This window comes from Macrococcus sp. PK (assembly GCF_022501545.1).
GTDB lineage: Bacteria > Bacillota > Bacilli > Staphylococcales > Staphylococcaceae > Macrococcoides > Macrococcoides epidermidis.
Window position 1 is genome coordinate 109,625 of record NZ_JAEPRF010000007.1, and the last position, 22,286, is coordinate 131,910.

At 33.4% G+C, this 22,286-nt stretch carries 28 protein-coding genes and 1 pseudogene; 17 read left to right on the forward strand and 12 right to left on the reverse strand.

Translation table 11 applies throughout. The features are described from left to right. The first annotated feature begins 12 nt into the window (after nucleotides 1-12). The 5 genes and pseudogenes from JJJ02_RS06230 to JJJ02_RS06250 all read left to right on the forward strand — a co-directional run. Nucleotides 13-861 (forward strand): DUF72 domain-containing protein, encoded by an 849-nt coding sequence (locus JJJ02_RS06230; RefSeq protein ID WP_240838031.1) that lies wholly within the window; start codon nucleotides 13-15, stop codon nucleotides 859-861. Nucleotides 862-872: 11 nt separating this feature from the next. Next, complete coding sequence (locus JJJ02_RS06235) at nucleotides 873-1,706, forward strand: sulfite exporter TauE/SafE family protein (protein ID WP_240838033.1); 834 nt, start codon at nucleotides 873-875, stop codon at nucleotides 1,704-1,706. Nucleotides 1,707-1,721: 15 nt separating this feature from the next. Next, on the forward strand, nucleotides 1,722-3,050 hold the full coding sequence (locus JJJ02_RS06240; RefSeq protein ID WP_240838041.1) for a bifunctional metallophosphatase/5'-nucleotidase: 1,329 nt from the start codon (nucleotides 1,722-1,724) through the stop codon (nucleotides 3,048-3,050). Nucleotides 3,051-3,123: 73 nt separating this feature from the next. Beyond that, nucleotides 3,124-4,038: a lipoyl synthase gene (gene lipA, locus JJJ02_RS06245; protein WP_240838050.1), complete on the forward strand. Its 915-nt coding sequence runs from the start codon at nucleotides 3,124-3,126 to the stop codon at nucleotides 4,036-4,038. Nucleotides 4,039-4,048: 10 nt separating this feature from the next. Continuing rightward, nucleotides 4,049-4,426: pseudogene (locus JJJ02_RS06250) on the forward strand (YutD family protein); the annotation flags it as partial. 153 nt (nucleotides 4,427-4,579) lie between these two features. Here JJJ02_RS06250 and JJJ02_RS06255 read toward each other — a convergent pair. Continuing rightward, on the reverse strand, nucleotides 4,580-4,843 hold the full coding sequence (locus tag JJJ02_RS06255; RefSeq protein ID WP_133422729.1) for a DUF3055 domain-containing protein: 264 nt from the start codon (nucleotides 4,841-4,843) through the stop codon (nucleotides 4,580-4,582). A gap of 81 nt (nucleotides 4,844-4,924) precedes the next feature. On the opposite strand from JJJ02_RS06255, the gene JJJ02_RS06260 reads away from it, so the two are divergent. Genes JJJ02_RS06260 through JJJ02_RS06270 form a run of 3 tightly spaced genes read left to right on the forward strand, consistent with a single transcriptional unit; the run spans nucleotide 4,925 to nucleotide 7,092 of the window. Further along, nucleotides 4,925-5,362: a DUF86 domain-containing protein gene (locus tag JJJ02_RS06260; RefSeq protein WP_240838052.1), complete on the forward strand. Its 438-nt coding sequence runs from the start codon at nucleotides 4,925-4,927 to the stop codon at nucleotides 5,360-5,362. Next, nucleotides 5,349-6,131 (forward strand): TIGR01457 family HAD-type hydrolase, encoded by a 783-nt coding sequence (locus JJJ02_RS06265; RefSeq protein WP_239242307.1) that lies wholly within the window; start codon nucleotides 5,349-5,351, stop codon nucleotides 6,129-6,131. Before JJJ02_RS06260 ends, JJJ02_RS06265 begins: the two co-directional genes overlap by 14 nt. Nucleotide 6,132: 1 nt before the next feature. Beyond that, entirely contained in the window at nucleotides 6,133-7,092 is a 960-nt protein-coding gene (locus tag JJJ02_RS06270; RefSeq protein WP_240838054.1) for a 2-hydroxyacid dehydrogenase, read from the forward strand. 49 nt (nucleotides 7,093-7,141) lie between these two features. Here the strand turns inward: JJJ02_RS06270 and bioB are convergent, their stop codons facing one another. After that, complete coding sequence (gene bioB, locus JJJ02_RS06275) at nucleotides 7,142-8,170, reverse strand: biotin synthase BioB (protein ID WP_240838056.1); 1,029 nt, start codon at nucleotides 8,168-8,170, stop codon at nucleotides 7,142-7,144. Between the two features lie 220 nt (nucleotides 8,171-8,390). Next, nucleotides 8,391-8,708 carry a NifU family protein gene (locus JJJ02_RS06280; RefSeq protein ID WP_372486722.1) on the reverse strand — a complete coding sequence of 106 codons (318 nt, stop codon included), beginning with the start codon at nucleotides 8,706-8,708 and terminating at the stop codon, nucleotides 8,391-8,393. 24 nt (nucleotides 8,709-8,732) lie between these two features. Here JJJ02_RS06280 and JJJ02_RS06285 point away from each other — a divergent pair, with 24 nt between their 5' ends. Next, nucleotides 8,733-9,044 carry a YuzD family protein gene (locus JJJ02_RS06285; RefSeq protein WP_096077041.1) on the forward strand — a complete coding sequence of 104 codons (312 nt, stop codon included), beginning with the start codon at nucleotides 8,733-8,735 and terminating at the stop codon, nucleotides 9,042-9,044. Nucleotides 9,045-9,073: 29 nt separating this feature from the next. Here the strand turns inward: JJJ02_RS06285 and JJJ02_RS06290 are convergent, their stop codons facing one another. Continuing rightward, a complete protein-coding gene (locus JJJ02_RS06290; protein ID WP_111714342.1) occupies nucleotides 9,074-10,138 on the reverse strand; it encodes an NAD(P)/FAD-dependent oxidoreductase in 1,065 nt (354 codons plus the stop codon). Nucleotides 10,139-10,296: 158 nt separating this feature from the next. Here JJJ02_RS06290 and JJJ02_RS06295 point away from each other — a divergent pair, with 158 nt between their 5' ends. From JJJ02_RS06295 to JJJ02_RS06330, 8 genes are all read left to right on the forward strand, one after another. After that, entirely contained in the window at nucleotides 10,297-10,533 is a 237-nt protein-coding gene (locus JJJ02_RS06295; protein ID WP_099580433.1) for a YuzB family protein, read from the forward strand. Nucleotides 10,534-10,546: 13 nt separating this feature from the next. Further along, the gene (locus JJJ02_RS06300) at nucleotides 10,547-10,906 is read left to right on the forward strand and encodes a HesB/IscA family protein (protein ID WP_111714343.1); all 360 of its coding nucleotides are present in this window, start codon (nucleotides 10,547-10,549) and stop codon (nucleotides 10,904-10,906) included. A 158-nt stretch (nucleotides 10,907-11,064) separates the two neighbouring features. Continuing rightward, complete coding sequence (locus JJJ02_RS06305; protein ID WP_240838058.1) at nucleotides 11,065-12,267, forward strand: NAD(P)/FAD-dependent oxidoreductase; 1,203 nt, start codon at nucleotides 11,065-11,067, stop codon at nucleotides 12,265-12,267. A gap of 84 nt (nucleotides 12,268-12,351) precedes the next feature. Beyond that, entirely contained in the window at nucleotides 12,352-12,831 is a 480-nt protein-coding gene (locus JJJ02_RS06310; protein WP_255724807.1) for an NUDIX domain-containing protein, read from the forward strand. Between the two features lie 11 nt (nucleotides 12,832-12,842). Continuing rightward, nucleotides 12,843-13,163, forward strand: coding sequence for a YuiB family protein (locus JJJ02_RS06315; RefSeq protein ID WP_099580438.1), 321 nt, complete (start codon nucleotides 12,843-12,845; stop codon nucleotides 13,161-13,163). An 11-nt stretch (nucleotides 13,164-13,174) separates the two neighbouring features. Then, nucleotides 13,175-14,230 (forward strand): hypothetical protein, encoded by a 1,056-nt coding sequence (locus JJJ02_RS06320; RefSeq protein WP_240838060.1) that lies wholly within the window; start codon nucleotides 13,175-13,177, stop codon nucleotides 14,228-14,230. Between the two features lie 55 nt (nucleotides 14,231-14,285). Then, the gene (locus JJJ02_RS06325; protein WP_240838062.1) at nucleotides 14,286-15,599 is read left to right on the forward strand and encodes a Na+/H+ antiporter family protein; all 1,314 of its coding nucleotides are present in this window, start codon (nucleotides 14,286-14,288) and stop codon (nucleotides 15,597-15,599) included. Nucleotides 15,600-15,624: 25 nt separating this feature from the next. Then, entirely contained in the window at nucleotides 15,625-16,017 is a 393-nt protein-coding gene (locus JJJ02_RS06330; RefSeq protein ID WP_255724808.1) for a PaaI family thioesterase, read from the forward strand. A gap of 47 nt (nucleotides 16,018-16,064) precedes the next feature. On the opposite strand, the gene mnhG is transcribed toward JJJ02_RS06330, so the two are convergent. From mnhG to kapB, 8 genes are all read right to left on the reverse strand, one after another. Then, the gene (gene mnhG / locus JJJ02_RS06335) at nucleotides 16,065-16,406 is read right to left on the reverse strand and encodes a monovalent cation/H(+) antiporter subunit G (protein WP_111714348.1); all 342 of its coding nucleotides are present in this window, start codon (nucleotides 16,404-16,406) and stop codon (nucleotides 16,065-16,067) included. Further along, nucleotides 16,378-16,686: a Na(+)/H(+) antiporter subunit F1 gene (locus JJJ02_RS06340; protein ID WP_240838064.1), complete on the reverse strand. Its 309-nt coding sequence runs from the start codon at nucleotides 16,684-16,686 to the stop codon at nucleotides 16,378-16,380. Before JJJ02_RS06340 ends, mnhG begins: the two co-directional genes overlap by 29 nt. Next, the gene (locus JJJ02_RS06345; protein ID WP_111714350.1) at nucleotides 16,683-17,162 is read right to left on the reverse strand and encodes a Na+/H+ antiporter subunit E; all 480 of its coding nucleotides are present in this window, start codon (nucleotides 17,160-17,162) and stop codon (nucleotides 16,683-16,685) included. Before JJJ02_RS06345 ends, JJJ02_RS06340 begins: the two co-directional genes overlap by 4 nt. Next, nucleotides 17,162-18,634 (reverse strand): Na+/H+ antiporter subunit D, encoded by a 1,473-nt coding sequence (locus JJJ02_RS06350; protein WP_396614725.1) that lies wholly within the window; start codon nucleotides 18,632-18,634, stop codon nucleotides 17,162-17,164. Before JJJ02_RS06350 ends, JJJ02_RS06345 begins: the two co-directional genes overlap by 1 nt. After that, the gene (locus tag JJJ02_RS06355; RefSeq protein ID WP_096077027.1) at nucleotides 18,627-18,968 is read right to left on the reverse strand and encodes a Na(+)/H(+) antiporter subunit C; all 342 of its coding nucleotides are present in this window, start codon (nucleotides 18,966-18,968) and stop codon (nucleotides 18,627-18,629) included. Before JJJ02_RS06355 ends, JJJ02_RS06350 begins: the two co-directional genes overlap by 8 nt. Further along, nucleotides 18,968-19,396, reverse strand: a complete 429-nt coding sequence (locus JJJ02_RS06360; RefSeq protein WP_111714352.1) for a Na(+)/H(+) antiporter subunit B — start codon at nucleotides 19,394-19,396, stop codon at nucleotides 18,968-18,970. The genes JJJ02_RS06355 and JJJ02_RS06360 overlap by 1 nt, the downstream gene beginning before the upstream one ends. Continuing rightward, complete coding sequence (locus JJJ02_RS06365; protein ID WP_240838066.1) at nucleotides 19,380-21,755, reverse strand: Na+/H+ antiporter subunit A; 2,376 nt, start codon at nucleotides 21,753-21,755, stop codon at nucleotides 19,380-19,382. Before JJJ02_RS06365 ends, JJJ02_RS06360 begins: the two co-directional genes overlap by 17 nt. 146 nt (nucleotides 21,756-21,901) lie before the next feature. After that, a complete protein-coding gene (gene kapB, locus JJJ02_RS06370) occupies nucleotides 21,902-22,285 on the reverse strand; it encodes a kinase-associated lipoprotein B (RefSeq protein ID WP_240838068.1) in 384 nt (127 codons plus the stop codon). Nucleotide 22,286: the final 1 nt, after the last annotated feature.

The following is a 22,286-nucleotide window of genomic DNA, read 5'->3' on the forward strand; positions in this document are numbered from 1 at the left end:
TTAGGTGATGAAATGATATATATAGGACTTACTGGTTGGGGAGATCATGATTTATTATATGCAGATCTCACAAATAAAAATGAAAAGCTTTATCATTATGGTGCGCATTTTCCGATAGTTGAACTGGACGCTACGTATTATTCTGTTCAACCTGAACGCAATATTCAAAAATGGATAAAAGAAACACCGGATAATTTTAAATTTATCGTTAAAATTCATCAAGCACTCACAGGACATGCTGCAGTAGAAGATTTTGCTGCATCGAAAATGGAGCTCATTGAACAATTTAAAACAATGCTTCAACCTATATATGACGCTGGAAAGCTTGGATGTTTACTCATTCAGTTTCCACCTTGGTATGATTGTACTACAGTGAATATCAATTATATTATTTACTTGAAAAACCATTTTAAACAATTTCCTATTTGCATTGAATTTAGAAATGATAGCTGGTTTACAACTGACATGAAAGAACATACACTTAATTTTCTATATGAACATCAATTAATCCATTCTGTATGTGATGAACCACAAGCGGGTCATGGCAGTATACCATTCGTAAATCGTATCACACATGAGGATGCGCTTGTTCGCTTTCACGGAAGAAATGTTGGCGGATGGACGAAAAAAGATTTGTCTGACCAGGAATGGCGAGATGTACGCTATCTTTATGATTATAACGAAACTGAATTAAAATTTTTAGCGAAAGAGCTTCAAATTCTCGATCAAAAAGCCAGAAATGTATATGTTGTATTTAATAATAATTCAGGTGGCCATGCAGCCGGCAATGCGAAACGGATGTGTGAAATTTTAAATATCGAATATATAGGTTTAAACTTTAAACAACTAAAACTTTTTTAGGAAGTGTTGAAATGAGTATGACTGCAATTTTTGTTTTAATATTTTTAGGTTTATTTTCAAGTATTATTGGCTCAATCGTTGGTATCGGTGGTGGTATCATTATTGTGCCGGCATTAATATATTTAGGTATGGAAATTGGATTAATAGATGGTATTACACCACAGAAAGCGATTGGAACATCTACTGTGATTTTAATTTCAACAGGTTTATCAGCATCTCTTGGTTATATAAAAAATAAACAGGCAGATCTTAAAAATGCTGTTATCTTTATGGTGGGTATTATTCCCGGAGCATTAGTAGGTGCTCATTTAAGTCAGTATTTAACGATTCACCGCTTTAATCTTTATTTCGGTATCTTCTTAATTATTATGAGTATTGTTTTAATGGTAAGAGATAAAATAAAACCGATTAAATTCTTCCAGAATAAAAAATATGAAAAATCATATACCGATATAAAAGGTGATACTTATCATTATAGTATTGCACCAATACCAGCTGTTTTATTAACATTTCTGGTAGGATGTTTAACAGGCCTTTTTGGAATCGGAGGAGGTGCTTTGATGACACCTCTGATGATCATTATCTTTAGATTTCCGCCTCATATTGCAGTAGGCACGAGCATGATTATGATTTTTGTATCGAGTGTCAGTGGCGCTACAAGTCATATAATACAAGGAAATATTATATGGTCATATGCAATTATGCTAATTATTGCTAGTTTTATTGGTGCAAAGATCGGTGTGCAGATTAATAAGCGCATGAAATCAGCTACAGTTGTACTGATGTTACGTATTATATTAATGCTATTAGGAATATATTTAATTATTAAAAGCTTCACTGGATGATAAGGAGGCAATTGAATGGATATAAAAATATTTCATACGAATGATATGCATAGTTATTTATCAAACTATAAGAAAATCACACGATATATTCTGGACATAAAGTCAGAATCACAAAACATGATTTATTTAGATTTAGGTGATCATGTTGATAGAAGTCATCCATTTACAGAAGCAACGCTTGGTCAGGCAAATGTTCAGTTGTTAAACGAAGCGCAGGTGGATGTCGTAACACTTGGTAATAATGAAGGAATTACTTTAAATTTTGAGGATTTCAATCGACTTTATCAGAATGCAGATTTTAAAGTGACATGCTGTAATTTATTTGATGAAGCTGGACATTTACCTAACAATATTGATAAATCTGTGATTTATGAAAAGAATGGTATCAAATTTGGTATCGTTGGTGCTACGGCGGAATTCACACCTTTTTATAAGGCTTTAGGATGGATTGTTACTGATCCGATGTCGGCTATTTCAGAAGAAATTCAAAATTTACGACCGAATGTCGATGTCGTTATCGTTTTAAGTCATTTAGGTAAATTCTTTGATAGAACGCTTGCAGAAAGTCATCCGGAAATCGATTTGATTCTCGGTGCACATACACATCATTATTTTGAACATGGTGAGCAAGTTAACGGAGTTCTAATCGGAGCTGCAGGAAGATACGGTGAGTATTTAGGAGAAGTTACATTGTCTTTTGATGGTAAGAAGCTTGTGAATAAAAAAGCGAGATTAATTAACACAGATGATATACGTAATACTGAAGATGATTATTATGCGCAAGGTAAAACGTTATTATCAGAACCGATTACAGAAAGGCAAATTGATTTACCGAGAAGATTATATAGTGCATCATATACGACATACATATTAGCGGATAAACTAATGCAATTTACTGGTGGAGAATGTGCGTTAATCAATACCGGACTTATCGTTAATGGATATACCGGCAATCAATTTACAAAATATGAACTGCATAAAATGTTGCCACATCCGATTAATCCTGTAAAAATTACTTTGACCGGACGTGAGTTAAAAGAAGTGATAAATGTTAGTCAACAACATGAATATAAAGATGAGATCGTTAAAGGGTTTGGTTTTAGAGGCGATTTATTTGGTATGTATGTATTACATAATATCGGGTACATACAATCACAGCAAAGATATTTTATTGGTACAGAAGAAATTGATAATCATCAAAATTACAAATTAGCAACATTAGATATGTATACTTTTGGCCGATTTTTCCCACAGTTTGTTCAAAATGAAAAAGAATATTTCATGCCTGAATTTTTGCGTGATTTAATGCAAACAGCAATTGAAAATAATGAGTACAATTTTTGAACAATAAAATCTTAGAATTTCAAAATAATAACTTTATGTTATAATTGTAGAATAATTAATTGGAGGGATTGAATTGGCGACTAAGAACGAAGAAATCTTAAGAAAACCCGAATGGCTTAAAATTAAGTTAAATACAAATAAGAATTACACTGGCCTGAAGAAAATGATGCGTGAGCATAATTTAAATACAGTTTGTGAAGAAGCAAAATGTCCTAATATTCATGAATGTTGGGGTGAACGTCGTACAGCTACGATTATGATTTTAGGGGCAGTTTGTACGCGTGCATGTCGTTTCTGTGCCGTTAAGACAGGTTTACCCAATGAACTTGATTTAAACGAACCGGAACGTGTTGCAGAATCTGTTCGTCTAATGAATCTTAAACACGTTGTAATTACTGCAGTTGCACGTGATGACTTAAAAGATGGCGGTTCTGAAGTATATGCTGAAACGATTCGTAAAGTACGTGAAGTAAATCCTTATACAACAATAGAAGTCTTACCATCAGATATGGGTGGAAGTTTTGATAACTGGGAACGTTTAATGAATGCACGTCCTGATATTTTGAATCATAATATTGAAACAGTGCGTCGTTTAACGCCAAGAGTTCGTGCGCGTGCGAAATATGATCGTTCATTAGAAGTATTACGTCGTTCAAAAGAATTGCAACCAGATATTCCTACTAAATCAAGCTTAATGGTTGGCTTAGGTGAAACTTGGGAAGAAATTTTAGAAGTTATGGATGATCTACGTGCAAATGATGTTGATATTATGACAATTGGTCAATATTTACAACCTTCACGTAAGCATCTAAAAGTTCAAAAATATTATACACCATTAGAGTTCGGTAAATTGCGTAAAATAGCAATGGAAAAAGGATTTAAACATTGTCAGGCTGGACCGATGGTACGTAGTTCTTACCATGCCGATGAACAAGTTAATGCTGCTGCAAAAGAAAAACAAAGACTAGGTGAAGCTGCAAGCGAGTAGGTGACTTATGATTATTAACGTGAATCAACATTACTTTCATATTATAGAAAATCATAAAGATGCATTTAATCAGGAAATGTTCGAAGGACGTTACTCAGAAATTTTAGACCGATATCCATATATCGTAGGAGATATCGGATTTGAACAATTAAGGTTAAAAGGATTCTTTGATGATAAGAAAAAAGGTGCAGATATTAGTAAGAGATTTTCTGCAATTCAAGATTACTTACTAGAATACTGCAATTTTGGTTGTGCCTATTTCGTGTTAAAACGTTTAACTGAAAGTGAAGTTGTGAAATTAACACAACCAGAATTAATAACAGATATAGAATCAAATGAACATGATGATCTTACTGAAGTGATAGTTGAAGAGGAAATAGAAGATAGCGTTGTAGATGAAGTTGCTGATGATTCAAAACCGACTGCCGACAATGAAATTGCAGACGAAAGTCATCATGCATTAAAAGAAAAGAATATGAAGACATTTAGTAATTTCATTAAATAAAAAAAATTCCAGCTTACTTCGGTAAGCTGGAATTTTTTAATGGATCACTTCGTTAAGGAATTCAGTGATTTCTATAGCATCAGCGTCACTAATGCCAAATACATGGGCAATATAACCTTCTTCATCGAGGTCATCGCGACCAATAATACCGAATTTATTCGACTGAGTATTGAGCACAATCGTTTTGCCATAATGTCTATCTGTTTGAATCAGTGCTAAGTCATGTCGATTTTCACCAACAAAGCTAACAAATCGTATATTTGCCTTTTCAGTATCATCGTATAAAAACATATCTATCATTAAGCATTCCTCCAGTAATTTTATTATACATGTTGTGTATTGCTTTTCAAAATTTGATAGAATAGTGGTGGAGGCGATCAGATGTATTTTGTAGATAGAGATGAATTAGAAGAAAAACTCGTGTATATTGATAAGTTATCAAAAGAAGTAGTAAATTCTGAAGGATTCGCATTAGAACGTGTATGTCATATGCTTATAGAAGCAGTTGTTGATGTAGGAAACATGATTATTGATGGATTTGTTATGCGTGATCCTGGTAGTTATCAGGATGTCATTGATATTTTAGAGATGGAAATGGTGATTTCTTCGATATCTAAAGATGAAATTAGTAAGACATTACCTACACGTCAATGGTTTGTTCGAAACTATACTGATATTAACCATGCAGAAGTAAAGCGCATTTTTATGGAGAACATCAATGCCTATCAAAAATTCAAAAACGATGTTGATACGTTTATAGCAAATGAACTTGGTCCTGTATCAGCATTTGGGAAAGGTAGTAAAAATGAAAAAATATAGTGGATACCTATTAGATTTAGATGGCACGATGTATGCCGGAACAGAAGTCATTGAAGGTGCTAGAGAATTTATTGCATATTTAGCGAATAATAACTTACCTTATTTATTTGTAACGAATAACGCATCAAAAAGACCGGATGAAGTAGCAGATAAACTTTCTAAGATGGGATTTGTAGCACATGCTGATAACGTAGTGACAAGCGCGATGGCTACAGCATCATATATAGCTGATGAAAAACCTGGGGCAACGGTCTATGTTATCGGTGGAACAGGTATTCGTCAAGCCTTAGAAGATGAAGGTTTAGAGATCAAAGAAGATGAACATGTAGATTATGTTGTAATCGGTCTGGATGTAGATATCAACTATGAAAAATTATCGATCGCTTGTTTAGCTGTACGAAATGGTGCGAAATTTATTTCTACTAATCCAGATACATCAATTCCAACTGAACGTGGTTTCTTACCTGGTAACGGTGCATTAACGAGTATTATCACTGTTTCAACTGGCGTGGAACCTAAGTTTATCGGTAAACCGATGCCTACAATTATGAATAAAGCTGTTGAAATGATTGGCCTGGATAAGTCAGAACTTGTTATGATTGGTGACTTATATATGACAGATATTATGAGTGGTATTAATAGTGATATCGATACACTTCATGTACAGACAGGTGTTTCAACTTATGAACAGGTTATGGCTGAAGCGGTACCACCGACATATAGTGTTAAGAACCTATTAGAAGTAATCGACATGTATGAAGGGGAATAATATGAAAGTATTGATTACAAGAAGTATTCCAAAGCATTATGTTGAGCAATTAGAATCTGTTGCAGAGGTAGAAGTTTATCCAGAGACGATTAAACCGATGCCAAGAGAAGCATTACTAGAATCATCAAAAGATAAATCTATTGTTATTTCAATGCTAAGTGATACTATTGATAAAGAATTTATCGATAATAACCCGGACCTTAAAGCAGTAATCAATCTTGCCGTTGGTTATGACAATATTGATATCGATTATGCACGTAGTAAAGATATAACGGTATGTAATACACCTGACGTACTTACAGAAACAACTGCTGAACTCGCATTTACTTTAATGTTTGTAACAGCAAGACGCATCATTGAAGCAAATGAATTAGTAAAAGGGGGTAACTGGGTTGGATGGTCTCCTTATTTACTTGCCGGAGTTGATGTGTATAAAAAGACAGTCGGAATATTTGGTATGGGAAATATCGGTACGGCATTAGCGAAACGCTGCATCGGACTAAACATGCATGTTCAATATCATAACCGTAGTGAAATCGAAGCTGCAAAAGCACTTGGAGCAAATTATTTATCTTTTGATGAATTACTTGAAACAAGTGACTTTATCATATGTACTGCACCATTAACTAATGAAACAAAAAATATATTTAATAAAGATGCATTTAAAAAGATGAAATCAAGTGCGATATTTATAAATATTGGTCGTGGTGGGCATGTGGTTGAAAATGACTTACTGGAAGCCATTCAAAACGAAGAGATTTATGCAGCAGGGGTTGATGTATTAAATAACGAACCTGTAGGGAAAGAACATCCATTTCTATCTGAAAAGCGCATTACAGTTCTTCCGCATATCGGAAGTGCAACAGTAGGTACGAGAAATGCGATGATTGAGCTGTGTATAAAAAATGCTGAGTTAATTATTGAAGGTAAGAAGCCTGTAAGTGAAGTGAAAAATAATTAAAAGAATGATCCATTATCAGGATCATTCTTTTTTAGTGATTATATTACTTTTAAATTTCTATTTTTTTGTCTTTATTTTCTATTTTATCGGGAGACTGTAAAAAGGCATTTGATTCAATTTCAAAACCTAAATCTTCGATGATCTGATAATCTTCTTTGTTCGGTTGACCTTCAGTTACTAAATAATCACCAACAAAGATAGAGTTTGCAGCATACAAGGCAAGAGGTTGTAAAGAACGAAGGTTGACTTCACGGCCGCCTGAAACGCGAATTTCTTTCGTTGGATTAACAAGACGGAATAAAGATAAAATTTTTAAGCATTTATTTGGAGTCAGTTCATCTTTATCTTCAAACTTTGTTCCCTTGATCGCATGTAAGAAGTTTACCGGGATACTATCAGCATCAATTGCTTTAAGTGCAAATGCCATATCAACGATATCTTCATCTGTTTCCCCCATACCACAAATTACGCCGGAACAAGGTGAGATATTATTAGCTTTCATAATTTCAACAGTATTTACGCGATCTTCATATGTATGTGTAGAAACGACTTCTTCATGATATCGTTCACTCGTGTTGAGATTATGGTTATATCGATCTACGCCTGCAGCTTTTAATTTTTTTGCCTGCTCATCATTCGTTAATCCAAGACAAGCACAAATTTTAAGCTGTGGATGATTTGCTTTGATCGCTTCAACAGCGTTCGTAACTCGATCTACTTCACGGTTTGTAGGCTTACGTCCACTCATAACGATGCAATAAGTACCTACTTTATTTTTAACTGCACTATCTGCCCCTTGAATAATCTTATTCACATCGACTAAAGCGTAGGGTGTACAACCTGTTTCATTTTTATCTACTTTGATTGATTGACCACAATAGCCACAGTCCTCCGCACAGAGACCACTTTTTGCATTTAAGATCATATTAAGTTTTACCTTGTTTTGATAATAGTGATAACGTACTTGGTAAGCATCATTTAATAATGATAATAAATGATGGTCAGGTGTTTGTAGTATTTGGAGTGCTTCTTCTTTTGTTAACGTATAGCCATTAATAACACTTTCTGCATAATTCAATTTTAGTCCCCCTAATGATTAGTTAACTAAATTATATCATAGGTTTACAATAGACGGAGATTAAATTAGTAGTAGGTCATAAAATTGATTTAAGTTATTTATTAATCAATCTCATTTATTTTGTATTAAAGATATAGCGGAATTGAGATTACTACCGTCAAAATACCGCTAAAAGAGTCAAAATAAAAAACCGAGACTGTTGTCTCGGTTCAAATCATCATTAAAATACTTGTTCTACTTCTACTACGCCAGGTACTTCTTCAAGTAACGCGCGTTCAATACCAGCTTTTAATGTAATTGTTGATGAAGGACAAGTACCACATGCACCTAAAAGGCGAAGTTTAACGATTCCATCTTCAACATCTACTAATTCACAATCGCCACCATCTCTTAATAAGAATGGACGTAATTTCTCTAATACTTCATTCACAGCATCAAACATTGTTTGTTGTTCAGTTGTCATTTTAACTCCTTTCGAGTAAATGTAGTGGTTTACTCTAACTTTTTTAGTATAATCAATATAGCATATAAATACGATAGTTTAAAGGGGGATGTATCATAAATGATAAATGTTATCATTTACGGCGCTGATGTTGTATGTGCAAGTTGTGTAAATGCACCGACATCTAAAGATATTTATGACTGGGTTCAACCGAATTTAGATCGAAAGTTTCCGGATTTACAATTTAACTATAACTATATTGACATTAATAAATCTGAAAACTTAACAGATCATGATGAAAATATCATTGAACAGATTAACAACGATGAATTATTCTATCCGTTAATTACGATGGATGATGAAATTGTGGCTGATGGATATATTCAATTACCACAGGTTACTAAATTCGTAGAAGAACATTATGTAAAATAAAACGATTAGGATGACCTAATCGTTTTATTTTATCCATTATGATATTTATATAACCATAAGACACCTGATTTCATTAATCGTGCGAGTCTTCCAGTCACTGTTTTCTCCATTAAATAAGCAAAGCCTTCTTTTTCTCCTAAAGATCCCATAAACCCTTGTAATTTTAGTTCTGGCATCACTTCAGGTAATGGTTTATCTGTCCAGATCATTTTCATAACATCGATGATTTGTTCTGCTTGAACTTCAGCAAGTTGAGCACTTGGTGCATGTGGTAAAGCTGCACAATCACCAACGACATAGACATTTGGATGCGTCGGGATTTGGTGATATTGATTTAATTTAACACGATTACCATCACCGATTTCAACAGGTAGATTACGTACAATTTCAACAGGTTGTATACCTGCCGTCCATACACAAATATCTACTGAGTAGGAAACGTCATTATTATAAAGCGTACCAGGTTCAACTTTAACGACGTTTGAATTAGGAATAACTTCTACATCGTTTTTATCGAACCATTTCTTAACATAATTACTTAATTTCTCAGGAAAAGCCGGTAAAATTCTTTCACCTCTGTCAAATAGTTGTATCTTTAAATCTTTCCTTGATTCACGTAATTCACTAGCAAGTTCGATACCGCTTAAGCCAGCACCTACAATCCCCACTGTAGAGCCAGATGGCAAGTCAGCTATCGCTTGATAAGTTTTACGTGCTTTTGTCATTGTCTGAATGCTGTATGTATATTCTTCTGCACCAGGAACGTTATGATATTTATCTTCACAACCAAGACCTATTACTAACTCATCATAATCCACATGATTTTCACCGATAGATACAATTTGTTTTTCAAGGTCAATTTGTGTAACTTCTCCATAGACAATATTTAGACGCTTATCTTGTGGAAATTCTACACGTACATCTTTATCAGATTCTGTTCCGGCAGCTAGTGCATAAAACTCTGTCTTTAAACCATGAAATGGAATCTTATCGATTAATGTGATATTGTATTCCGCTGGTAATGTATTTGGCAGGAGTCTTTGCATAATACGCATATTACCATAGCCCCCACCAAGTAATACTAAATTTTTCATTGTTTTAATCCCCTTCGTAAGTCAAAGTTCTATTGTTTTTCCTCAATCTAAATTATAATATAGATTACCATTAAATTATAGCGATTATATAATACTAACGATAATAAAAGTTGATATAAAATGATAAGTAAAAGTTATCATTATTAAGGAAGATGAAAATGAATCCAATTGTGGAGTTTTGTATTTCAAATTTAGCCAAAGGCAGTCAAAGTGTTTTTGATGAATTATCTAATGATCCAAATATTGATGTGTTAGACTATGGTTGTCTAACATATTGTGGGCAGTGTAATGATAGTCTTTATGCGCTTGTGAACGGGGATATCGTCACAGGCGACACACCAGAATTATTAAAACAAAATATTTACAAACATATCGAAGAAACATGGTTATTTTAAGGAGGAATTTATTATGAGTACTGTAATTTTAACAGAAGCAGCTGCATATGAAGTTAAATCAATGATGGAAAGCAATGGTTTACCGAATGGTTACTTACGAATTTCGGTAAAAGGTGGCGGATGTACTGGTTTATCATACGGTATGAGTGCAGAAGAGAATCCTAACGAAAATGATGAAGTTTTAGATTATTATGGTGTGAAAGTATTAGTTGATAAATCAGATGCGCCTATTTTAAATGGAACGACTGTAGATTTTAAACAATCATTAATGGGTGGAGGATTTGCAATTGAAAATCCAAATGCGATTGCCTCTTGTGGATGTGGTAGTTCATTTAGAACAAAAGATGTCGCAGGTACACCAGAAAATTGTTAAGCCCCTTTAATTAAAAATTTACAATACACTTGTATTTATAGTGTAAAAGTCTTAATATATAAGTTGGAATATTCAAAAATAAATTTGTGACAAAAATCACATTTTATGAGTTGAAAGATTGATATATTAAAAAAATTATTGAGAATGGGTGAATACAAATGGGATTTGAAAGAAAAAAAGTTGTTGTATTAGGTGGAGGATATGCAGGTCTACAAACTGTAACTAAATTACAGAAATTAGTTTCAACACAAGATTGTGATATTACACTAATCAACAAAAATGAATATCACTATGAAGCAACTTGGTTACATGAAGCTTCAGCTGGTACGCGTGAATATCAGGATTGTTTATATCCAATCGCAAGTGTTTTAAATCATTCAAAAGTAAATTTCGTCGTTGACGAAGTTACTAAAATCAATAAAGATGAAAAAACTGTAGAAACAACAAACGGTACTTACAAGTTTGATATTTTAGTTGTAGCATTAGGTTTCGAATCAGAAACATTTGGTATTGCAGGCATGAAAGAACATGCATTCCAAATTGAAAATATTAATACTGCGCGTCGTATTGCTGCGCATATTGAAGAACGTTTTGCACACTATGCAAACAGTACAGAAAAAGATGAAAAAGATTTAGCAATTTTAGTTGGTGGTGCCGGCTTTACTGGTATTGAATTATTAGGGGAATTAGTAGAAAAAGTACCTACTTTATGTAAAGAATACAATATTGATCAATCTAAAGTGAAATTAACATGTGTTGAAGCGGCACCGAAAATGCTTCCAATGTTCTCTGAAGATTTAGTGAAATATGTTATGGATTACTTAGAAAAACGTGGTGTTGAATTTAAAATCGCTACACCTATCGTTGCTGCTAACGAAAATGGTTTTGTTGTTAAAGTTAATGAGCAGGAAGAACAATTATATGCAAACACTGTTATTTGGGCTGCGGGTGTTCGTGGTTCTAAATTAATGGAAGAATCATTTGATGGTGTTAAACGTGGTCGTATCGTAGTACGTGAAGATTTACGTATCGATGGCTATGACGATATCTTTGTAATTGGTGACTGTTCAGCAGTAATGAGCGGAGAGCGTCCTTTACCAACGACTGCTCAAATTGCTATGCAACAAGGTGAATTTACTGCTTCTGCTATCCAAAAATTATTAAATGGTGAGAAATTATCAGCATTTGCTTATGATGATAAAGGAACTGTATGTTCTTTAGGTTCTCATGATGGTGTCGGTGTTGTATTCGGTAAAGAAATTACTGGTAAAAAAGCTGCATTCATGAAAAAATTAATCGATACACGTGCCTTATTCAAAATTGGTGGCGCTGGTGTTGCATATAAAAAAGGTAAATTTTAATATTGTCTCAATATTAAATGCTTAAAAAGTGAGCGGGGCATAATGATTGCCTACCTCACTTTTTTTATAAGTAAGGAGAAGATTATGGCACGAAATAAAGTTTGGTTAGGGGTCAATGCAATAGTAATTAATGATGCAGGTGAATGGCTCTTACTTAAGAAACAATATAGCGGTATGCGTGGCATGTGGAGTACACCTGCAGGTTTTATTGATAATGGTGAAACTGCAGATCAGGCTGTATTAAGAGAATTATATGAGGAAACAGGTATTAAAGGAGAAGTTCAAGGTGTAATCGGACTAAGAAGTGGTGTTATTAATAATGAAATATCTGATAATATGATATTATTTCTTGTCAAACCGCATACAACGGATATTACTATTCAGTTTCCAAATGATGAAATTGAAGTTGTAGCATGGAGAACACCAGAAGCAATTCTTCAGGACAAAACTGTGTCACCGATGATTCATCATCTTTTACAGGAAAAAAGCGAAGCAATAACGCTTACAAGTACTGAGTCTCCTGGAGCACATTTTAATTATACACATTATCACTTATTTACTTAGGAGGGGCACTTTTGACAGCACTTATTCAGTTGATTATTTCAACACTTTTATTTTTTGTTTTATTTTTTGGTATCGCATTTATTTTAAATATGTTACTGAAATCAACTTGGATTATGACGGCTCTTTATCCTTTTGTTGTATTTGCAATTGTCGATAAAATTTCTACAGCGGATTATTTATTAAAACCAAAGTTCGCTTTTAATAAATTATGGACAGGCTTAACCCACCTTTTACCTGCGGATATTATTATGTTATCAGGTGGCTTGATAGGAGCAATCACTGCGGGTTTTGTTATTAGAAATTTAAGACGCAGCGGATATACAATGTTTTAAGGAGTGGGCATATGCTAAATAAACATATACAGACACACATAGACACGAGCTATGTGTGTTTTTTACCATCACAAATCAGTCAGTTAAGACCGTTACTGGAAAATCATAAAGCAATTATTGAAGCACAGTATCCTCTACGGGATAAGGCATTACCATACTTTATTTCATCGGAGAATACTCTATTTTTATTTATACCGGTCGGAAATATAAAGCATTTTGATATGCAGAAGATTATTGATCTCGTTACAGTAATTGAAAATTTATATCTTGAAAATTCAGAGTTAGTAAAACGAGCTGCTCATGTAGACATTCATCTGGCATTACTTACAAAATATTTGTCACATGAACAAGTGATGATGATTCAAGCAGCGTTGTTTAACTTATTTAAAATATATAATAATGATGGCGACGCGGTAAATACGCTAACAGCAATTCCAGAAGAAGTTACAGAAAGAACGATATGTTTAATCAATGATGAAAATATTAAGATGTATGAATATATTCCCAAAAGTGCCACTACATTATTTATCGTTATAGGTCATGACAGTTCTGTTCCTGAAACATTACTAAAAGCATTATTACTATCTTCTGTTGGTATGATCTATATTCAATACAGTGAATTGCTGCAAGAAAGTGAAGAACGCATTGCTTTCAATGGTAAGACTGTCAGAACACATCGTCAAAATTACTTTAATATATTATATGATGTGTTGTTCTATGCAAAACAATATCGTTTAAATACAGCTTGTATACAGTTAAAAAATCATGAATATGAAGTAGAACAGATAGGAAGTATGAGCCAAATTGACAAAAGACAGATAATTATAAAACATAATAATTTACAATTCATTTCGAAACTTATCCAGGAAAACTTTGAGTTTACGTATCAATTTCAGCATCAGATAGAACCTAAAGATGTTCTGGATTTAATTACCCTTGAACAATTTGGCCTTAATGTTATAAGTCCAAATGTTCTTGAAGTTGATTTATTCAATTATCCTGATAATCAACATGTTTATTCCCATATTATAAAATTAATGCATATAGCGCTTGACGAAAATAAATAATTCCTTTATCATGGTAGTACATTAGCGAACTAAAGTATTTGGGGGTTATTTATTTATGAATGCAGTTTTAATCGCAGTACTAGTGATGGTTATATTAAGTTTATGTAGACTTAACGTTGTGCTATCACTTTTTATAGGAGCATTAACAGGTGGTCTTGTTTCAGGGCTGGGAATTGAAAAGACCATTAAAATATTCACTGAAGGTATAGTGGATGGAAGTGAAGTCGCATTAAGCTATGCTTTACTCGGAGGTTTTGCAGCATTAATTTCTTATAGTGGTATTACAGATTATTTTGTTGAAAAAATAATAAATAAACTTAAAGTTGAAAATAAAAAAAATACGAGAATATATACTAAAGTAATATTACTTGTTTCTTTAATTATTATTTCTTGTATGTCTCAAAATATTATTCCGGTGCATATTGCATTTATTCCGATTATCATACCACCTTTACTTAGTTTATTTAATGAGTTAAAGATAGATAGAAGATTATTAGCAGTAATCCTTTGTTTTGGATTAAACTTTCCATATGTATTGATGCCATACGGTTATGGATACATCTTCCACGGTATTATTAAAAAAGGATTCGATAAAGCAAACTATGCGATTGAATTTAGTGATATATATAAAGCGATGATTATACCTTCTATGGGATTTATTGTAGGACTTATTCTTGCCTTTATAATATTTAGAAAACCGAGAACATATCATACCGTAGCTTTAGCACCGACTGAGAATAGACCACCGCTTAGACCATATGTCATATTTATTACAATTCTTGCGATTTTAAGTACATTTATTGTGCAGACTATGACTGAATCAATGATCTTTGGTGCATTAGCAGGGATATTAATTTTCTTTTTATCATTTGCATATGAATGGAAAGCGTTAGATGAAACTTTAACAGATGGAATTAAGATTATGGCTTACATTGGAGTGGTGATGCTTACTGCAAATGGTTTTGCGAGTCTTATGAGCGCTACTGGAGATGTAGAACGTCTAGTTCAGGATATGGTAGCATTCACTGATGGTTCAAAAGTATTAACAATAATTTTTATGTTAATCGTTGGTCTCATTGTGACACTTGGTATCGGATCTTCGTTTGCAACCATTCCAATCATTGCTGCATTATTTATTCCGTTAGGAGATTCTATTGGACTTAGCAGCATGGCGATTATAGCTATTATTGGTACTGCAGGTGCACTTGGTGATGCAGGTAGTCCGGCCAGTGACTCTACACTTGGCCCAACAGCAGGGCTTAACATGGATGGTCAGCATAACCATATTTGGGATACGTGTGTACCGACATTCTTATTGTTTAATATACCGCTCATTATTTTCGGATTTATTGCAGCAATGGTATTATAGATAAAAAGAAGTCATGGAGGATATCATGGATTCAAATTTATTATCTGTACCAAGTTTAATAACACATTTTAAGATTGAACAAGTAAGTTTTGATGGTGATTTATTAGTAATGAAAATGCCAATTACTGATGTTGTCCGTCAACCATTTGGTTACCTACATGGAGGAGCAACTGTTGCACTTTGTGAAACAGCAGCATCATATGGCTCATCGTTACTTATCGGTAAAGATGAGATTCCATTAGGTCTAGAGATTAATGCTAATCATATATCAAGCGCAAAGTCAGGCGATGTATATGCTAAAGCATTGATTATTCATCAAGGGAAATCGACTCATGTTTGGGAAATAAAAGTATATGATGACAGTGATAGATTAATTTCCACGTCACGATGTACCGTTGCAATTAAAAAGCTGAGATAAGGACGAAATCCTTATCTCAGCTTATTTATTTTAAACTTTTAACCTTACTATTCTGCATTCTTAAGGTCATCTCTAACAGTTGAATTTGTATAAGCAGTACCAGAATAATAAGCACTGCGCATAATTAAATGAGCACCAATCGGTCCCGTAGAGAATATAAATAGAATTGCGAGAATCAATGTCGGTTCAAAATGATGATCTCGACCTAAAAAGTAAAGAAATACGCCGAACATCATAAACATAACACCAAGCGTTGAAGATTTACTGGCAGCATGTGCACGAGTATACACGTCTGGTAAGCGGATTAAACCGATAGCACTTATTACTGTCAGCAATGCACCGATAATTATAAAGAACATACTAATGACGATGACGATTGTGTCGATCATATTCAACGATTTCTCCTTTCTCCATAAACTTCGCAAAAGCAGTTGTTCCTAAGAAAGCAAGTACGCCAAGTAGCATAATGATGCTGATATAATATTTAGTATTTAACAGTACAGAGAATAGAGCAATCATAGCCATGAGAGAGATACCTAAAGCATCAAGTGCAACAACTCTGTCGGCTAAAGTTGGTCCTTTTATGACACGGTATAATATACCGAGCATCGATAAAGAAACGATGATCAATGCGATAATGATGATAATATTGGTAAATTCTATTGTCATGTTAATCCAATCTCCTTTATCGCATCTTCAAAAGAATGCTTAATGCCATCTATTTCTGAATCTAAATCACTGAAGTCAATTGCATGGATATAAAGCTTGCTTTTATCATCACTAACTGCTACAACGACGGTTCCTGGTGTTAACGTAATCAGTAAAGATAATAAACTGATTTCCCAATCTTTTCTTAAATCGGTTGGATACATAAAAAATGCAGGCTGTATATCGATTTTTGGTGCAATAACGATTTTTAAAACACTGATATTTGCTTTAAATAATTCGATAATAAATATTACGATTAATCGTAGCACTTTTAAGAAAGGAATGAGATAAAACCCCCCAGGTAAAAATGGTCTCATGATATATATCCCTATGAGTCCGAATAAATAACCTAGTAACATATTACCGAAAGATACAGAACCAGTTAAGATACACCATAGTATGACTAGTCCTGTATGTATAATCATTTGTATCGCCATTATTTCACCCCTAGTGCTTTGACATAAGTTTCTGGTGAATGAATTGATAATGCAGCTTTTTCAATGACTGGATATAAAGCGTCACTCATAACCCCGAATAATACTGCGAGAACTGTCATTAATACTGCCGCAAACATCATCTTATTGATAGTTGGTTGCACGTATTTTTTACCAGTACCAAAGAAAACTTGTAAAAAGATATTGATTACTGAATATAATACGACTAAACTACTGATTAATACGATGATAGCAGTCATCACATATCCTTCATTCATCGCTGCTTTTACGATAAAGTATTTTCCGTAGAAACCACTTAGTGGTGGAATACCAGCAAGTGATAACGCTGCAATAAAATACGTAAAGCCAAGCAGCGGATAATCTTTTATAAGTCCACCAATTTTTCTAATGTCTGTTTCATTCGTAACTTTCATAATGATACCGATAAGCATAAATAAACTCGCTTTAATAATCATGTCATGAATTAAGTAATAAATGCCGCCAATTGTAGCTTCTTTTGTAAAAATTGCAAGTCCCACGATAATTACTCCCACGGCAATCATAATATTATAGATGATAATTTTCTTCATATCACGATATGCAAGTGCACCAATACACCCAAATATAATTGTGAGTATTGCTAATACAAGCAGTATGTTCTGCACGAATTCTCCAGATTGACTGAAGAATAAACTGTACGTTCTGTATAGTGCATAAACACCCACTTTAGTAAGCAACGCACCGAATAAAGCAAGAATTGGTATCGGTGGAGCGTAATATGCGCCAGGTAACCAGAAATATAAAGGAAACATACCTGCTTTTGTAGCGAATACGAAGATAAATAATATCGCACAGATCACAATAATATTTTGGTTTTCTATGCCATCGATTCTACTGCTCATATCAGCCATATTTAATGAGCCGATAACTGAATACAGCATAGCGATTGCGAGTACGAAAAATGCCGAACTCGTAACATTCACAAGTATATATTTAATACTTTCCTGTAATTGTATCTTCGTTCCTCCGATAATCATTAATACATATGAACTGATTAAGAATACTTCAAAGAATACGAATAAGTTAAAGATATCTCCAGTTGTAAATGCGCCATTTAAACCAGCCAGCATAAACATCACTGATGCGTAATAATAATATGTTTCTCGGTCAAGTCCGATTGATTGATAAGAATAATAGATTATAATCAAAGTAATTAATGTTGTTGTGAGGACTAAAATTGTCGATAGCATATCAGAAACGAGCACAATACTATATGGTACTTTCCAGTTTCCAAGTTCTAGATATATTGTACCGTGTTTAAAAACATGTATAAACTGATAAAGTGTAACTAAAAATGTTATTAAAGTACCAAAAAATGCTACCATTCTTTTAATAATAGGTTTTTTTCCGATACAAATTAAAATAATAGCAGTGAGCGCTGGTAATATAATTGGGAATACGATTAAATTACTCATCTTCAGGTACCCCCTTATAATCTGATACATTGTCAGTACCTAACTCTTTATAACTTCTAAAAGCAAGTACTAAGAAAAACGCAGTTACAGCAAAACTTATTACGATTGCTGTTAATATTAATGCCTGTGGAATTGGATCTGTATAAAAATGCTGATCCTCTTCATAGATGGGTGATGCACCTTTTTTTAAGCCACCACTCGTAAGTAATATTAAATTGACTGCATGAGAAATGATAGATGATCCGATAATAATTCTGAGCAAACTTTTAGAGAGAATCAAATATACTCCACAAGTAACAAGTATGCCACTTAATATAATGATTAATATTTCCATTATTCATTCTCTCCAATCGTTAATATTATCGTTAAAGTCGTTCCAATTACTGCAAGCATTACTCCAGTATCAAATAATACTGCAGTATGAAGATGTAGTTCACCCAGGAGCGGTAAATGCAGGTCACCAAAAGTATGCGTGAAAAAGGGTTTACCCTGTAAGATACTGATTAACGGTGTGCCGTAACAAAACATTAATCCGATAGCAATGACCTTTTTGAAATCTATAGGAATAATCTGTTGTAAAGTTTTAATATCATAAGCAATTAAAATAATGAGAAGTGCAGATGATATGAGCAATCCCCCTACAAACCCTCCGCCTGGTGTATAATGACCACCCATAAATATGGCAAAGGCGAAAGTGATAATAATGAAGAAGACAACCAGCGTACAAAACTGTAGAATGACATCATTATTTTGCTTTTTCATTATTATCACCTCTATTCTGTCTTAATCGTATTAATGTATAGATACCTATACCTGCTATTCCTAGTACACTTGATTCGAATAAAGTATCAAATCCACGGAAGTCTACTAAAATTACGTTGACCATATTTTTTCCTGCGGCAAGTTCATATACATTTTTAATATAATATTCTGCAATGGATGGATAAAGTTTGTTACTAAATGCTGCTAAAGCAATGATTGTGACACAAATACCTGAAAGCAATGCAATCACAAAATTCGAAATTTTAAATCTTGAACTTTCTTCATGACGATACTGACGTGGTAGATGATAGAAACACATTAAGAATAATGCGGTTGAAATTGTTTCGATTGCTAATTGTGTTAACGCTAAGTCTGGTGCATCAAAGAAAACGAATAATAGTGCAATGGAATAACCGATAGTACTTAACATGATAATACTAAATAAACGCGATTTTGATTTTAAGATCATAATATTTGCAATTAATATGATGCCAACGAGAATCAACTCATATGGCTGGATTGAACCTAGCGACTCAAAATTAAAATGAATCGGATTATTGATAAATACATAGATCGTTATGATAATAAACGTAATCAGTATTGCAGACATACTGAAACGAATGGTTCTTAACACGAGAAACTGATTGATTAACTTACTTTTCTTTTGTGATTGTGTAAGTAACAGATCATATCCCCTATTCAGACTGAACTGAGCAGGGAAGATAGTATATATTTTTTCCCAGTATTTAAAAGTAGCAACGAGTAGTACACCAAAAATAATGATAGCTAATGTAATAAATAGTGGTGTATTAAATCCATGAAAATGATTGATTTGCTCTATATGAACAGACTGATTTAATATACTGTTTGTCGCCGCATTTAATAATGGTAAAAATATATTTGGAACAAGTGAAATCACAACCATGATGCTGATTAATATAATAGGTGAAGCTAGTAATAACTTTGGAGCTTCGTGAGGCTGTTTCTCAGTTGTATTATCTTTAGGGGAGCCAAAGAATATATCGATGATTAACTTTATACAGTATATAAAAGTAAATATACTCCCTATAAACATAAGTATTAATGCACTACTTGAAAGCAATGGTTGACCTGAGAAACTACTCTTTACTGCATTTAAAACAGATGTAATAAACATTTCTTTACTTAAAAATCCGTTAAAGGGTGGGACACCAGCCATACTTAATAAGCCAAGCACTGCAATTGTGAAAGTTACAGGCATTAATGTTAGTAATCCATTAAGCTTACGGATATCACGTGATCCTGTTTCGTGGTCGATAATACCTACAGCCATAAATAGAGCGCCTTTAAATGAGGCATGATTTAAAATGTGGAACACACTAGCCGTAACTGCAATAACGAAAAGTTCATTATGATTATTTTTTAGTGCAAATGAGCCAAATCCAAGTAAAGACATAATAAGTCCTAACTGACTGATTGTACTGAATGCAAGAATCCCTTTTAAATCTTTTTGATTAACAGCTTTCATCGATGCAAAACACATTGTGAATAAGCCGATAAAGATTAAGCTGTTTGTCCATATATTACTGACAGCAAAAATAGGAGTAAACCTTGCTACGAGATAAATACCGGCTTTAACCATTGTTGCTGAATGGAGATATGCACTTACTGGTGTCGGTGCTTCCATAGCATCTGGTAACCATATATGAAATGGAAACTGAGCTGATTTAGTAAATGCAGCTAATAAGATTAATACGATAGCTAACGGAAATAATTTGTGATGCTGAATTAAATTTGCGTTTTGAATCATTGCATCTATTGAAGTCGTGTGTGTAATACTAACTAAGATGGCAATAGCACCTAGTAACATTAAACCACCAAAGACGGTGATTAACATCGATTTCAAAGCACCCTGAATTGATTTTTCTTTAAAATACCAGAATGAAATCAATAAGAAACTTGAAATACTCGTCAGTTCCCAGAACATATAAAGTGCTAAAATATTATCGCTCAGTACAACGCCAAACATTGCACCCATAAATAACAATAAATATGTATAGAATTTTCCAAGTTCTTCTCGTTTACTAAGATATGAAATAGAATAGAATACTACGAGCATACCTATCACAGAAATAAGCAGAGCAAAAAGTAAACTAATGCCATCTATTTTAAAGTTTAAATTTAATCCTATACGTGACATCCAGTTATTTTTTTCAAACAATGTCTGACCTAATGAAGATAATTTGCTGATAAAGAATATTGAAGCAATTACAGGAATGGGTAGTACAAACCAACCCGTATGAATAGTACGAAGTTGTTTCTGTAGAATAATTGGAAATAACGCTGCTATAAATGACAGCAATACTATCCATAAAGTCATCTTAAAACCTCCTTTAATATTTTATTATACAAGAAAAATACACGGATTTATTTCTAATGGTTTAATTCGATGACAACGTATCATCTATTCCTTAAATAAGAAGAAACAGATTAAAATTAAAAAATCGTCATATAATTGTCACTTTTTTATTCCGGGAAAGAAAACTTGTACTGACGTTCATAATCATGCTTTAAATTTGTTAATGTTTCGAGCGCTTTCCTATTAAATGGAGTGTCTTCGCTCATTAATTTTTGCTCCATTTTTGATACTGCCTGAATTAATGAATCGACATATGGGAGTATTTCATCTGTATAAGGTTTCAGTAAATTTTCATCTACGATACGTTTTTCTTTATGAGAGAGTGCTTTACGTTCATGGAAAAATACATTTTCAACCTCTCCTCTATTATGCAAATCTCCCTGCATTGGGTGGGTGATAACACTTTCAACGCTAACCAGAACACCATTTGGCTGTTCCTGAACTTTCTCTACAATATAAATACCAGATTTGTGCATAAGTCTAAAATACATA